The 13,980-nt window shown below is 59.6% G+C and carries 14 protein-coding genes, 2 tRNA genes and 1 riboswitch; of the genes, 3 read left to right on the top strand and 13 right to left on the bottom strand.

The genetic code is table 11. The features are described 5' to 3' along the window. The 7 genes from IHN22_RS06295 to uxaC form a co-directional block, all read right to left on the bottom strand. Window positions 1-895: transporter substrate-binding domain-containing protein (locus IHN22_RS06295; protein WP_191434200.1), on the bottom strand; the 895-nt coding region annotated here is incomplete at its 3' end. A 61-nt stretch (window positions 896-956) separates the two neighbouring features. Continuing rightward, entirely contained in the window at window positions 957-1,793 is an 837-nt protein-coding gene (locus tag IHN22_RS06290) for a sugar phosphate isomerase/epimerase family protein (protein WP_191434198.1), read from the bottom strand. Next, complete coding sequence (locus IHN22_RS06285) at window positions 1,790-2,632, bottom strand: sugar phosphate isomerase/epimerase family protein (RefSeq protein WP_191434196.1); 843 nt, start codon at window positions 2,630-2,632, stop codon at window positions 1,790-1,792. The genes IHN22_RS06290 and IHN22_RS06285 overlap by 4 nt, the downstream gene beginning before the upstream one ends. Window positions 2,633-2,634: 2 nt before the next feature. After that, window positions 2,635-3,384, bottom strand: a complete 750-nt coding sequence (locus tag IHN22_RS06280) for a cupin domain-containing protein (RefSeq protein WP_087187380.1) — start codon at window positions 3,382-3,384, stop codon at window positions 2,635-2,637. A 50-nt stretch (window positions 3,385-3,434) separates the two neighbouring features. Next, entirely contained in the window at window positions 3,435-4,187 is a 753-nt protein-coding gene (locus tag IHN22_RS06275) for a cupin domain-containing protein (protein WP_087399503.1), read from the bottom strand. Between the two features lie 29 nt (window positions 4,188-4,216). Beyond that, complete coding sequence (locus IHN22_RS06270) at window positions 4,217-4,942, bottom strand: amino acid ABC transporter ATP-binding protein (RefSeq protein WP_191434205.1); 726 nt, start codon at window positions 4,940-4,942, stop codon at window positions 4,217-4,219. A gap of 2 nt (window positions 4,943-4,944) precedes the next feature. Then, a complete protein-coding gene (gene uxaC / locus IHN22_RS06265) occupies window positions 4,945-6,384 on the bottom strand; it encodes a glucuronate isomerase (RefSeq protein WP_191434195.1) in 1,440 nt (479 codons plus the stop codon). A 388-nt stretch (window positions 6,385-6,772) separates the two neighbouring features. Between uxaC and IHN22_RS06260 the strand changes: the two genes are divergently transcribed. Next, window positions 6,773-7,447, top strand: coding sequence for a GntR family transcriptional regulator (locus IHN22_RS06260; RefSeq protein ID WP_191434193.1), 675 nt, complete (start codon window positions 6,773-6,775; stop codon window positions 7,445-7,447). 64 nt (window positions 7,448-7,511) lie between these two features. Here the strand turns inward: IHN22_RS06260 and IHN22_RS06255 are convergent, their stop codons facing one another. The 5 genes from IHN22_RS06255 to IHN22_RS06235 all read right to left on the bottom strand — a co-directional run bounded on the left by IHN22_RS06255 (window position 7,512) and on the right by IHN22_RS06235 (window position 10,408). After that, on the bottom strand, window positions 7,512-8,162 hold the full coding sequence (locus tag IHN22_RS06255) for a YesL family protein (RefSeq protein ID WP_300985709.1): 651 nt from the start codon (window positions 8,160-8,162) through the stop codon (window positions 7,512-7,514). A 74-nt stretch (window positions 8,163-8,236) separates the two neighbouring features. Then, window positions 8,237-9,370, bottom strand: coding sequence for a DUF4317 domain-containing protein (locus tag IHN22_RS06250; protein WP_191434191.1), 1,134 nt, complete (start codon window positions 9,368-9,370; stop codon window positions 8,237-8,239). Window positions 9,371-9,611: 241 nt separating this feature from the next. After that, window positions 9,612-9,699 (bottom strand) — tRNA-Leu (locus IHN22_RS06245). A 3-nt stretch (window positions 9,700-9,702) separates the two neighbouring features. Beyond that, window positions 9,703-9,788 (bottom strand) — tRNA-Leu (locus tag IHN22_RS06240). 86 nt (window positions 9,789-9,874) lie between these two features. Next, complete coding sequence (locus IHN22_RS06235) at window positions 9,875-10,408, bottom strand: DUF4364 family protein (protein ID WP_087187386.1); 534 nt, start codon at window positions 10,406-10,408, stop codon at window positions 9,875-9,877. Between the two features lie 190 nt (window positions 10,409-10,598). Between IHN22_RS06235 and IHN22_RS06230 the strand changes: the two genes are divergently transcribed. After that, window positions 10,599-11,693, top strand: a complete 1,095-nt coding sequence (locus IHN22_RS06230; protein WP_191434189.1) for a DUF3048 domain-containing protein — start codon at window positions 10,599-10,601, stop codon at window positions 11,691-11,693. Window positions 11,694-11,734: 41 nt separating this feature from the next. Here the strand turns inward: IHN22_RS06230 and gluQRS are convergent, their stop codons facing one another. After that, on the bottom strand, window positions 11,735-12,679 hold the full coding sequence (gluQRS, locus tag IHN22_RS06225; protein ID WP_191434188.1) for a tRNA glutamyl-Q(34) synthetase GluQRS: 945 nt from the start codon (window positions 12,677-12,679) through the stop codon (window positions 11,735-11,737). A gap of 86 nt (window positions 12,680-12,765) precedes the next feature. Then, window positions 12,766-12,882: riboswitch (molybdenum cofactor riboswitch) on the top strand. A 71-nt stretch (window positions 12,883-12,953) separates the two neighbouring features. On the opposite strand from gluQRS, the gene IHN22_RS06220 reads away from it, so the two are divergent. After that, a complete protein-coding gene (locus tag IHN22_RS06220; RefSeq protein WP_191434185.1) occupies window positions 12,954-13,979 on the top strand; it encodes a molybdopterin-binding protein in 1,026 nt (341 codons plus the stop codon). The last annotated feature ends 1 nt before the right edge of the window (window position 13,980 follow it).

Raw genomic sequence — 13,980 nt, 5'->3', positions numbered from 1 at the left:
GATAAATGCTGGTGCTGTCAGCCACGGCCTGACCAAAGTACTCAACAGTCAGGTCGTACAGGGTACCGTCGTCGATCATCTCCTGAAGGATCTCGGAAACCTTGTTGCACAGGTCCTGGTCCTCCTTGCGGCACATGGCGGAGGACTGGATCATATACTCCTCGCCCTCCTTGGGCTCGTAGGTGGCAACGATCTTCACGTTCACGTCGGGGCGGCTCTGCATATACTCGTCCACGGCGGCCACGTTGTTGATGTGGGCGTCGGCGCGGCCGGTGTTCAGCATCTCCATGGCACCGGTCAGGTCGGTGTCGGCGGTGGTGGCGCCGTACTCAGTGGCGATCTGGCCAGCCACAGAGGAGGGAGAGTTGGCGCACAGCTTGCCCTCCAGGTCCTCAAAGGAGGTGATCTCGGTGTTGTCGCCGTTGACCACCAGGCAGAAGGGGTTCTCAGCGTAGGCGATGGAGCAGGCGTACTTCTCCTGACGCTCGGGCTTGGGGTTCACGCCACAGATGACGATGTCCCAGCGGCCCGCATCCAGACCGGCCATAACGGGGTCCCAGCTGTCGGAGATCTGGAACTCAGCTTCCACGCCCATGCGGGAGGCCACTTCCTTGGCTACCTCAACCTCAAAGCCGGTGAGCTCGCCGGTGCCGTCCTCGTTGTACACATAAGGAATCCAGTTTCCCTCGGCGCCGATGACCAGCTTGCCGGCGTCCAGGACGCGCTGCAGGGAGCCGTCGCCCTCGGTCTGAGCCGGGGTGGTCTCGCTCTGGGCGGGGGTAGTCTCATTCTGAGCGGGAGTGTTGGCGCTGCCGCTGCCGCCGCCGCCGCAGGCGGCCAGGGAAAAGACCAGTGCAAGAGAGAGGACCGAGGGGATCAATCTTTTCAGCTTCATGATGTTCACCTTTCCTTACATTTGATTTTATTTACCGATGGGGCGCATCGGGAAATAACGCTCAATCCTCCAGGAACCGCTCCAGTACCCGGAGGTTTTTCCGGTCTGCCTCGAAGGGGTCGGAGAAGTAGTGCTCATCCGCCACCTCCTGCACCAGGTAGCCGGTATAGTTCCATTGGTTCATGATTTGAATCTGTTGGGACAAGGAGGTGTTGCCGTCTCCCCAGATGTTGTGGAGCCAGGGGTCGCCGTCCAGAAAGTGCATATGGATCAGGTCCGAGCCGAAAGCTTTGAACCAGTCCTCCAGGCTCTCCCCCGCCGCTCCGGTGGCAATGTTGTCCACCATCATTTTCAGGCTGGGGTGATCCACCTCCCGGTACATCCGTACAGCTCGTTCCAGGTTGTAGACCAGGTTGCTCTCATCGTCCCGCAGGGATTCCATCACCAGGTTTACACCCAGGGGTTGGGCCACCCTGCACAGACGGCAGAGATGATCCCGGCACCGGTTCCACATGGTATCCTGGTCCTCCCCCAGATAACCCCAGCCCGAGTTGACCACCACCCGGTCGGCGCCCAGTTCAGCGGCAAGATGGATGGCGTTGGAGAAGTAACGGAAGGAGTATTCCAGCTGCTCCCTGTCCTGGGCCGCGTACTGGTACTGGTAGGCCATGCTGGGGGCGGTAATGGATACCACCTTCACACCATGATCCTTCAGCTTGCCCTTCAGTACCGATACGTCATCGTAGCCGGTGTGGTCCAGCCAGAAATGAGAAGCGCCACACCACAGCTCGATCTGACGAAAGCCCAGCTTCTGCTGGCAGTCCAGGAAGTAGTCCAGAGAGAACCGGCGGTAGTGCTGGTTCATGTTCACCAGCTGGTCGCGTCGGATACCCTTCATGTCCTCCCCCCTGTTCTCAGCGCCGCCAGGACCTGCCTCAGCGGATGGCCGGGCCTGTCCACATAGCGCTCGCCGGGCAGCAGCAGGGAGAGTTCTCCCCGGTACCCTGTCGCCTCCAGCTGTTCCAGATAGCGGTCCATGGGCAGACATCCCTCCCCCCAGGCCCGCCAGCCGTGGTAATTGCCGTCGCACAGCCGGACCAGATCGGTGCAGGTCCCCAGCCGGGCAAACCAGCCGGGGATATCGTCTCCCCACACACTCATAGCGTTGGTATCCAGACAGGTCCCCAGCCAGGGGCTGTCCACCCGGCGGATCATGCCCAGGATCTCCTCCGCCGGCCCCAGCACGGGAGACTGGGCGACCAAAGGGGCATCGGGCCCCAGCACCGGCATGAGCAGCAGCTTCACTCCGGCTGCCGCCGCCGTGGGACACAGCCTGTCCAGCAACTCCGCCGCCTGGTCCAGCAGCCGGTCCCGTTCCAGATCCCAGCAGGCTCCCTCCGCCCCCAGCACCACCCGGTCAGCCCCCAGGGAGGCCGCCAGCAGGATACAGCGGCGGTAATGGTCCAGAGTGGCCTGCCGCTGCATCCCCGCCGGGGCGGTGATGGAATAGCGGTAGGGCGGCGGGGTGACCACCGCGGCCCGCAGGCCTCTCTCCTCCAGCATCCGCCGGAGGGCGGCGGCGTCCCCCATCTCAGCATGACTGCACCAGAAATGGGGCGTCTGGGGTACAAAGTCCAGGGCCGTCAACCCAAGCTCCGCCAGTTCATCCAGACAGGCCTCCAGGGGCACATGGCTGTAGGTGCTGTTGGAGCCCAGCAGCTCCCAATTCCGGGCCATCCTTACTTGATCTCGCCGGGATAGCCGTTCTCACACAGCTCGAACCACACATAGGCGAACTTCTCGCCCTCGGCGCACTCGCTGCCGTGGTGGGAGCCGTGGGGGGTGTAGGTCACGTCGCCCCCCACCACATGGATCTTCTCGTCCTCGGCGGTGTAGGTGAAGGAGGCGCCGGGCAGCATGATGTACCACTGCTCCAGCTCGTTGTGGATGTGCTGGCCGATGTAGTTGGGGCCGGTGCCGAAGTTGGCGCCCATGGACAGGCGGCCCAGGTTGCGGTGCTCGATGAGCATCATCTGCTGAATATCGGCGCCGGTGAAGTCCTCCTTGTAATGCCAGGCCTGGGACACACCCCGGAACCGGGGCAGAGTCAGGTGGGACTCCTTCAGGCAGGTCTTGTCGTAGTCGCTCAGCTCGGTGACGAAGTGAACAATCTCCATATTTTCCTTGGCGTCGGCGGCGCAATGGAAGGTAAACTGCTCCTTGTCAAAGTCGGGCACGAACACGGAGACCTCGGTGATGTTGAACACCCGGCGGGGGGTGACGATGTAGCCCTTGCCGGCGGTGATGAGAAACACCTGATTGTGCTCCTGACGGGAGAAGATCTCCGGGGTCAGGTCGGCGCCGGGCTGGATGGAGATGCGCTCCACCGTCGCGTCATGGTAAGCGCCCTCCAGGATGGGCACCCGGGACACGCCGTCCACATAGTTGTGCTTGACCTCAGCGCCTCTCGAAATCTGAACCAGAGCCATGGTACATTCCCCTTTTCATTGAAATAGATAATGTGTAGTGGATGGATATCTTACTTGATCTCGCCGGGATAGCCGTCGATGCACATCTCGAACCAGATGTAGTCGCAGGTCTTGTCCGCTTCCACCTTGCTGCCGTGCCAGAAGCCGGTGGGGGTGAAGGACAGGTCGCCGCCGGTCATCTTAACCTCTTCCCCGCCGGCGGTATAGATAAACTCGGAGCCGGGCAGGGGGAAGTACCACTGGGCCAGTTCGTTGTGGATGTGCTGACCAATCTCCACCGGGCCCTTGCCCCGGACGCAGCCCATGGACAGACGGCCCAGGTTGCGGTGCTCCAGCAGCATGATGGAAGTGGTGATGTCGTTGTCCTTGAAGTCCTCGTCGTAGGTCCAGCCCTGAGAGATGCCGCGGAACCGGGGCAGCACCATGCGGGACTCCACCAGACAGGTCTTGTCGTAGTCGCTCAGCTCGGTGATGATATGCAGGTACTCCAGAGGCTGCTTGCTGTCGGCGGAGCAGGTGATGGTGAAGTGCTCCGCATCAAATTCGGGGACGAACACACCGGGCTCCACAATGTTCCAGGCCTGACGGGGGGTGGTCACGTAGCCCTTGCCCTTGGTGAAGATGAACAGCTGATTGTGCTCCTTCACAGAGTAGATGTCAGGGGTCACGGAGCAGCCGGGCTGCAGGGCGCAGTGGGCGAAGTGGGCCTGGTCGAACTCCCCTTCCAGCACCGGCACCTTGGCAAAGCCGTTGACAAAGTCGTACTTCACATCACTGTAACGAGCTACCTTGATCTGAGACATGGTTCGTTTCCTCCTTAATATAATGAAGATCAGAGCATTTTGCACAAGAACTCCTGAAGCCGCTTATTCTTGGGATGGCTGAAGAACTCCTCTGGCTCGCTGTCCTCCACGATGTAGCCGCCGTCAATGAAGATCACACGGTCGGCAGCCTCACGGGCAAAGCCCATCTCGTGGGTGACCACCAGCATGGTCATGCCCTCTGCCGCCAGTTTCTTCATCACGTCCAGCACCTCGCCTACCATCTCGGGGTCCAGAGCGGAGGTGGGCTCGTCGAAGAGCATGACCTCCGGCTTCATGGCCAGAGCCCGGGCAATGGCGATACGCTGCTGCTGGCCGCCGGAGAGCTGGTTGGGGTAGGCATCCTTCTTGTCCTCCAGGCCCACGGTCTTGAGCAGTGCCATGGCCTGCTCCTGGCTGGTCTGCTTATCCTGTCCCTTAACCATGGTGGGGGCCAGCATGATGTTGTCCAGCACCGTCAGGTGGGGAAACAGGTTGAACTGCTGGAACACCATGCCCATACCGAGCAGTACCTTGGTGGACGTCTTGGCGTCGGCGCTGACCAGATCCACGTCGTGGTAGAGGATCTGTCCACCGGAGGGCTTCTCCAGCAGGTTGAGGCAGCGCAGGAAGGTAGACTTGCCGCAGCCGGAGGGCCCTACGATGGCCACCACCTCACCGGGCTGGATCTCAATGTCGATGCCCTTGAGCACCTCATGGTTCTTGAAACTCTTTTTCAACCCCTTGACGCTGATCATACTCATAGCTTCTCCGCCCCCCGTAAATGATACTGTTGCAAGCCAAAGTAACGAATGCTGTTGCGGTAACAGATGTCGGCCGTCATGCCCTCCAGTGCTGCCCGGTCGTCGGGCAGCTGTCCGCTCTCTACCCAGCCGCCCAGCAGCTCACACAGGATGCGCCGGAAATATTCGTGCCGGGTATAGGAGAGGAAGCTGCGGGAATCGGTGAGCATCCCCACAAAGTTCCCCAGCAGGCCGTTGGCCGCCAGGGCTTTCATCTGGGCCTCCATACCGCCCTTATTGTCGTTGAACCACCAGGCCGCGCCGTGCTGCATCTTCCCGGCCACGCCCGGTCCCTGGAAACAGCCCATCAGGGTGATGAGTCCTGCGTTGTCGTTGGGATCCAGAGAGTAGAGGATGGTCTTGGGCAGAGCCCCCTCCTCCTCCAGGGTGCTGAGGAAGGCGGCCAGATCGGGCAGGTTTACTCCTGGCCCGATGCTGTCATATCCGGTATCCGGTCCCAAAAGCCGGTACATCTTGGTGTTGTTATTGCGCTGAGCGGCAAAGTGAAGCTGCATCACCCAGTTTCGTTTGGCATAGCCTCTTCCGAAGAAAAGAAGCAGGGCTGTCTTGTACTTCCACTTCTCTTCCCCGGTCACCTCTTCCCCGGCCAGCCGCCGTTTCAGGATGGCGTCCAGCTCTTCCGTGCCAGCGGGCCGATAGCAGATATTGTCCAGTCCGTGGTCGGCCACCCGGCAGCCGTTGGTATGGAAGAAGTCCATCCGGTTCTCCAGCGCCCCCAGCAGGCTGTCCCAGCCGTCGATCTTCACGCCGGCCGCCTGGCCCAGCCGCTCCAGGTAGGCGGCAAACTCCGGCTTCTCCAGGTTCACCGCCTGATCGGGCCGGAAGGCGGGCAGCACGCGGGTCTCCAGGGTGGCATCGGCAGCCATTTTGGCGTGCCACTCCAGGCTGTCCGCCGGGTCGTCGGTGGTACACAGCAGGGTCACATTGGATTTTTTCAGGATATCCCGGACGGACATCCCATCTCCAATCACCTTGCTGCAGTGGTCCCACACCTCTTTGGCGTTGGCCCCGGTCAGATGGCCGTCATACTGGAAGTAGCGGCGCAGCTCCAGGTGGCTCCAATGATAGAGTGGATTACCCGGAGCCCGCTCCAACGCTTTGGCCCAGGTCTGGAACTTTTCAAAGGGATCGGCGTCGCCGGTCACCAGTCGTTCCTCCGCCCCGTTAGCCCGCATCAACCGCCACTTATAATGGTCCCCTTCCAGCCAGAGCTGGGTCAGGTCATGAAAGAGCCGGTTTTCGGCAATTTCCCGGGGGCTGACGTGACAGTGATAATCCAGGATGGGCATCTGCTCCGCCACCGTGTGGTACAGCGACCGGGCTGTATCGGTGGTCAGCAGAAAATCTTCGTCCAAAAAGGGCTTCGCCCTGCTCATATCGTTCCCTCCCATAGTTCGGTCCGGGCTGATATCCAGCTGATATATTGCTGATATATTTTATGGTTTGAAGATATCACAGTTTATTCGACCTGTCAACCCATAAACCGACGATTCTGCCAAAGAAATTCATTTTCATTTTCTCCTTCTTGTGATAATATGACAACAAGATGTTCTGAAAATGTCCTTAAATCCCCTATCATAATTCCGATGCCTCCCTTCTTTTTCGCAAAGTAATGCGGTCATTCTCATTTTGCAACTATTTCCCCTCCCACTTGACGGGTCCTTCCAAGACTGGTATACTTCAGTTGAATGATATATTACATGAATGTACAGTTGATATATCAGCCACTTGACTCTGGTATGTCGCAGCGGAAGGAAGTTGCCTATGGCACCTATTAATACCAAACGGGAGACCAGTCTGTCCAAGCAGGCATACGACCAAATTAAGTCCATGATCCTGCAAAAGGAACTTGCTCCCGGCCAATTTGTGAATGAGTCTCAGCTTCAGGAATCCCTGGGGCTGGGCCGGACGCCGGTACGGGAGGCCGTTCTGGCGCTGGCCCAGGACAATCTGGTGCAAATTCACCCCCGCAAAGGCATCGAGATCACCCGTCCCACCCCCAAGAGCATCCATGATATCTTTGAGATCCGCTCCCTGTTAGAGCCCATGATTCTCCGCCAGTGCTTCTATCAGGTGGATCTCCAGTGGGCCACCGATATGCGGACCCTGCTGCTGGAGCACCAGGACGATGAGGCAGGCCGGGCCGGACAGACCGCCTCTCCCCTGATTGAACTGGACAATAAATTTCACCTGGAGCTGGTGGATACCCTTCATAATCAGTATGCCTCCCAGCTGATGCGCAGTCTGGTGGACTATCTGAACCTGATCCGCATCACCGCATGGCGCCCCCTGCGCTATCAGGTGAGCAATCAGGAGCATATCGCCATTCTGGACGCCATTCTTCAGCAGCAGCAAGAAACTGCCTGCCAGCTGCTCACCGAGCACATCCAGCTCTCCTATCAGGAGGCCATCAATACCATGATGCACTCCTCCCTCTGACGCAAAAAAGCCGCGCCGGCTTCCCTCGTGGAAGCCGGCGCGGCTTTTTCATTGATATATTTATTTACATTTCATCTTCGTCGTCCTCTTCATCGTCCATGTCCGGCTGCTGCTCCTTGATATAGGGCCGGAAAATCCGCTCCAGCAGAAAGGCGTGCAGACAAGTCACGATAGTGGGCAGCAACATAACCAGAATGGGCACATTAGAGCATACGATGAGGGCGACAAAAGCGATCACCGCCATCAGCACGGTGCTGGGCAAGTGTGCGATGGCCAGCTTGCCGCAGTTAACCAGCAGCCCGCTGACCTGAAAGGTAAACCGGGAGAGCACCGGAAAGAGGTAGCAGATAAAGCCGATGGGCAGTAGCAGAAAGACCCGGTAGGCAAAAAACAGCGTATAGCCCACATCGTCCGTCAGAGCCATCTGATAGAGCACCTCGTGGAGGATGACCAGCACCGCCATCAGGGGGACTACCACCAGGCTGGTCAGTGCACCCACCTTGAAATTTTGCTTGAAGGTACGGAAAAACAGGACCCAGCTGTTGCGCTCATCGCCCAGGATACAGCGTACCACCGTGTTGTAGAGCGCGGTGGTGGCTGGCCCCAGCGTCACCAGGGGAATGGAACACACCAGCCAAAACACACTCAAAATCACCAGATCGGCTATCTTTTCCGTCAGGCGGTAGATACCGTGCTCCGGGTTAAAGATTCCCATGGCAATGCCTCCCTGCAAAAGTCGATACCTGATTCTACTCTATTTTTCAAAAAGATGCAATTCCCAGCTTGTGGTCAGCCGTCGATGTGGATGGGCACCCCGTTGACCTCCACTTCCCCTTCCGCCGGAATGAGGATGTACTTTTTCCCATTGATAGAGCGAGTCTCCACCAGAGCGCTGTACTCCGGGGACACCTTGATGGTTACGTCGGGCATGGAGACCTGGACCTGCTTGGCGTCCACCAGGTTCCGGGGACTGAGCCGGGTCTCCGCTCCAAAGCTGTCGTCGTAGCGGCTGTCAAAGGCGTTTACATGACTCTCGGACACGCCGCAGGACAGCAGCACGCACTTCACCGCCCCCTTGGACACCATCAGCGGCTCCTCTTCCCTGTTTTCCTTGTGCTCCTCCACCAGCTCCCTCAGTTGGTCATGGACCGCCTGAACCACGTCGTAGCTGCACTCCTCCCCCAAGGTCTCCCCCAGAATGTTCTGGAAGGTCTCCTTCTGGGCCTGGGCGGGCATGGGGATGGGGGAGGCAAAGACCGCCTGAGCAAAGTCCTGGTGGTTCTCCCCCACGTCCCTGTTATAATACAGCGCGTCGTAGAGATTGGTTGTGCGCTCGTCAAAGGCGGGGAACAGAAAGCCCACCTCCGGCGGGGACACCAGCCAGTCGGCCTGGCGGTTATAGAATCGACTCTCCCGGGCCTGGAAGCTGAGGGCGGGCTTGGTCTGCTTCACCGGGCAGATGCTGCACAGGATGTAGGAATAGACCTCCTCGGAGGCGTCTTTCTGGGTCTCGCCGTCCTTGGCCCGGTAGGGTACGTCGTACCGGTCATGAGCCAGCAGGATCAGATAGCTGCCTTCCAGATCCAGGCTGTCAATGGCCTTCTGGAAAAAGGCCTGGACAGCCTCCTCATCCCCCAGTCCGGAATCCCGCAGGGCCATGAGCAGCTTGTGCTCCTCCCCCTCCGCCACCTGCTTGGTGGCAAAGCTGATGTCGATCAGATTGCGGTCGATGCCGCCGGAGAGGGTGCGGCGCAGAATGGCCAGCAGCTTTTCACTCTCCTCCTCACTCATCAGCGCCAGGGACTGGTTAAACTGAGAGACGATCTCCTTCTTTTCGTTGACGTAGCAGCCCCGCACATGGGTGATGGCACTCTTGTCCGCCTTGAACCGGCGGCGCAGCTCCCCTACTTCCTTTTCATTCATGGTCCTGGTCCTCCATTTCCGGGATAATGGCGGCCCATCTTGCATCGGGCCGTATCAATGTCTTTCATTTCTTGCAGTATTTAAAACCGGCCCTTTGGGCCGTCGGCGCTTTTGCGCCGTACGAGCGTTTTGGGCTGTCAGCCCAAAACCTCGGCGCAGGGGCAATTCACTTGCCCCGAGCATTTTGATTTCTTGAGGTATCCAAAAAAGAAGGACATACTTCACGGATGTCCTTCTTTTTTGGTGCGCGAGGCGGGACTTGAACCCGCACGTGCGTAATGCACACTAGAACCTGAATCTAGCGAGTCTGCCAATTCCACCACTCGCGCATATGGTGCGGATGACGGGACTCGAACCCGTACGGCCGTGGGCCACTAGCACCTCAAGCTAGCCAGTCTACCAGTTCCAGCACATCCGCAAAACACAGCCCCGTCAAAAGACTGCTCGGTTATTATAGCGCCCCGACCAGGCTTTGTCAACACTTATTTTTTCTTTCCCGGGAAATTATCGATTTTTCTCCCACTCCAGCAGAGCGGTGATCACATCATTATACACCCGCTCCGGCTCCTCCTTGAAGCCCTTGGCCATCCGCTGGGCCTGTTCCCGGGTACCGCAGAACAGCTCCAGCGTAAACAGGTTGCCCTTGTCGTCGTCCAGCTCCATCTTCACCGTGCTGCCCCCCTCCGGCCGGTCCTCCACATGGGCGCGCACCTGGGCGTTGCGCCGGAGGATGCCGTTGATCCGGGCCAGATTGACACCGCACTTCTGCTTGACGGTGTAGGGCAGGCTGCTCTCACAGGCGGCGCCGTTGGAACGTCCCTTGTCGGTGATGGCGTACAGGTCGTTCTCCAGGGTCAGGTGCCCGGTTTCCACCAATTCAGAGACCGCCTCGGCAAACTCGAAGTAGTCCACCCCGTCATCGCACATGGTCAGGTCGGTAAGGGCGTGAAAATCGATGGGAGACGCCACCCGCGCCATGATGTAGAGGATCAGGAACTTGATATCCAGTTTGTCGTGGATAAAACCGTGACGTGCCATGGAGTTCTCCTTTCCGAAGCGCTTGCCGCTTAATAACCATTATACCCAAGCCCGGGTAAAATCACAAGTGTAATTTCCCGATCCCGGCCACCTTGACGGGAGCCTGTCCCACAGAGTATGATAAGGATACCACACCGCGGAGCCCCGGCCCCCACGGCGGGCGCCCGGCAAGAAAACGGAGGATACCGTCATGGGAAAAAAACTACTGCCCCTGCTGCTTACGCTGCCCCTGCTGCTCTCCGCCTGCGGTGGGTCTCCGGAACCGGAGGACTCCCCCGCGCCGCCCACTTCCTCCGCCCCTGTGGTGGAAAGTGTTACGCCCACACCCACCGAGACCCCTTATGACGGTCCTCTCAATCCTCTCACCGGCCTGCCTATGGGCGAGGAGTGGGTCAACCGCCGTCCGGTGGCCATCATGCTCAATAACCTGAAGCAGGCTCTCCCCCAGCTGGGCCAGTCTCAGGCCGACATCATCTATGAGATCCCCGCCGAGGGCGGCATCACTCGCATGATAGGCGTCTATCAGTCTCTGGATGGGGTGGGCACCATCGGCTCCATCCGCTCCGCCCGTCCCTACTACCTGGAGGTTGCACTGGGCCACGATGCCGTGTTTCTCCATGCCGGCGGCAGCGAGGACGCCTACAGCAAAATCAAGACCTGGGGCGTCACCGCCCTGGACGCGGTACGGGGCCCCTATCTGGGCAGCACCGAAAACAGCAACCTGATGTGGCGTGACCCGGTACGTAAGCAGAGCTACAGCCTGGAGCACACGGTGGTCACCACTGGCCAGTCCATCATGGACCGGCTGCCCACCTACAACATCCGTCTGGACCATAAGGACGGCTACGTCTATGAGATGAACTTCGCTGAGGACGGTACTCCCGCCGACAGCGTGGACGCCACCCAGATCACCGTTCCCGTCTCCAGCTACAAGACCGGCCGTTTTGTCTACAATGAGAACACCGGTAAGTACGGCGTAGAGGAGTACGGCGCAGCCTACATAGACGGCAACACCCAGCAGCAGGTAGAGGTGACCAACGTGGTCATCATCAAGACCGCCTGCCGCAACACCGGCGACTATCTGGGCCACATCACCGTGGACTTGTCCAGCGGCGGCAAAGGCTATTTCGCCTGCGGCGGCAAGATCACCGAGCTGACCTGGAGCAAGCAGGCCCCCAGCGGCCAGTTCTACTATGAGGACTCCGACGGCAACCCCATCACCTTCGGCGTGGGCAACACCTATGTGTGCGTGGTCCCCACCGACTGCAACGTGAGTTTCTCCTAAAGATAAAAAGGACGCCGCAGCAATTGCCGCGGCGTCCTTTTTTATAGTTGACCGGGATCAATGGTAATATCACCTGCCGGAACCTTGGCCCAGTCGAAGTCCTTGGCCAGCTCCGCCGGACGCACCGGCTCCGGCTTGTCCAGCTGCCCGGCCCAGAAGGCCAGTAAGCCGGTCAGCCCCTCCGGTGTGAACCGCTGCCGCAGAGCCCCCATATCCAGATCCCGCTCCCGCTTGGACAGCCGTCTGCCGTCAGGGGCCAGCAGCAGAGGCACGTGGCAGAACTCCGGCGGGGTCAGTCCCAACAGCTCGTAGAGATAAATCTGCCGGGGGGTGGAATCCAGCAGATCCCGCCCCCGCACCACCTGATTGATCTCCATGGCCCCGTCGTCGTATACCACCGCCAGCTGGTAGGCATACACCCCGTCAGACCGGCGCACAATGAAGTCTCCGCAGTCTTTGAGCAGGTTTTCGGTATAGGCTCCTTGCAGTTTATCTGTAAAGCTAATATTCCTGTCAGACACCATCAAACGCCAGGCGGGACAACGTTTTTCACCCAATTCCGCCCGCTCTTTCTCTGTCAAGCGTCTACACTTGCCACCATAGATCACTTGTCCGTCGCTCCTGTGGGGCGCTGAGGCAGCCAGCCGCTCCGCCCGAGTGCAGAAGCAGGGGTAGATCAGCCCTCTTTTCTCCAGATCTCGGAAGGCGTCCGCATACAATTCTGTACGGTCACTTTGGGTATAGGGTCCATGAGGTCCTCCGGTCTGATAACCCTCGTCCCAGTCCAGACCCAGCCAGCGCAGATCGTCAGCCAGCTGATCGGCGTATTCCGCCCGGCACCGGTCCGGGTCCAGGTCCTCCATCCGCAGCACCATAGTCCCCCCGGCGGAGCGCACCGATAACCAGGCCAGCAGCCCGGAAAACAGATTGCCCAGGTGCATCCGCCCGCTGGGACTGGGGGCAAACCGTCCCCGCAGCTCTCTCATGCTCCTCTCCCCTTTCTTTCTGTAGTGTACCACACCCGTGCCACCTTGGCCATTGCAATCTAACAAAAAATGTGGTATGCTGATGAAAATTGAGTGTGCTCCGAGCGGAACCGCCTAAGGGCCTGGCCTATGGCGTACCGCCAGGGTCGTTCTGGAAACGGCACGGCCTTCCGTCTTTGAAAAGGAGTCTCTTTCACAGGGGGGTATTGTACCCTTCTGTCCAGAGGTACCGGATCGGACGGTACCTCTTTTTGTTTACTGGGAGGAACAGATGATGAAACTGATCGATACCCGCGACGCGGTGGGCCATGTGCTCTGCCACGACCTGACCCAGATCATTCGTGGCGTTACCAAGGACGCCCGGTTCCGCAAGGGCCATGTGGTCACCGAGGAGGATATCCCGGTGCTGCTGAGCATGGGCAAGGAGCACCTCTATGTGTGGGAGCGCCAGCCCGGGATGCTCCATGAGGACGAGGCCGCCCTCCGCCTTCAGGCCCTGTGCCAGAATGAGCATATGCACGGTACCGCTGTGAAGGAGGGCAAGATCGAGCTCATCGCCGACATCGACGGCCTGTTTCAGGTGGATGTAGAGCGGCTCAACGCCCTCAACGGTGAGGACGAGATCATGATCGCCACCCGCCACACCAACACCGCCGTTCACAAGGGGGACAAGCTGGCGGGCACCCGCATTATCCCTCTGGTCATCGCCGAGGACAAGCTGAAGGCGGTGGAGGAGCGAGCCGGCACCGGTCCCATCCTCTCCCTCACCCCCTGGAAGCTGAAAACCTGCGGTCTCATCACTACCGGCAGTGAGGTGGCCAAGGGCCTCATTGAGGACACCTTTACCCCCGTTATCATCGACAAGCTGGCTGCCTACGACATCCAGGTCACGGAGCACTGCCTCCCCGGCGACGACATGGCCGCCATCACCGCCGCCGCCCTGGACTATAAGGCCAAGGGGGTGGACCTGATCCTGTGCACCGGCGGCATGAGCGTGGACCCGGACGACAAGACCCCCAAGGCCATCAAGGACACTGGTGCGGACATCGTGTCCTACGGCGCCCCAGTGCTGCCCGGAGCCATGTTCCTGCTGGGCTACTTTGCCGACGGTACCCCCATTCTGGGCCTGCCCGGCTGCGTTATGTACGCCAAGGCCACTGTGTTCGACCTGGTGCTCCCCCGCATCGCCGCCGGGGTGCGGGTCAGTCGTTCTGATCTGAAGGCCCTGGGCCATGGCGGCCTGTGCCTAGGCTGCCCTGAGTGCCACTATCCCATCTGCCCCTTCGGCAAGGGGTGCTGAC

This window comes from Flavonifractor sp. An112, from assembly GCF_904377885.1.
Classification (GTDB): domain Bacteria; phylum Bacillota; class Clostridia; order Oscillospirales; family Oscillospiraceae; genus Flavonifractor; species Flavonifractor avicola.
The sequence above is the reverse complement of the archived record's forward strand: the minus strand, read 5'-3'. Positions and strand labels throughout refer to the sequence as shown.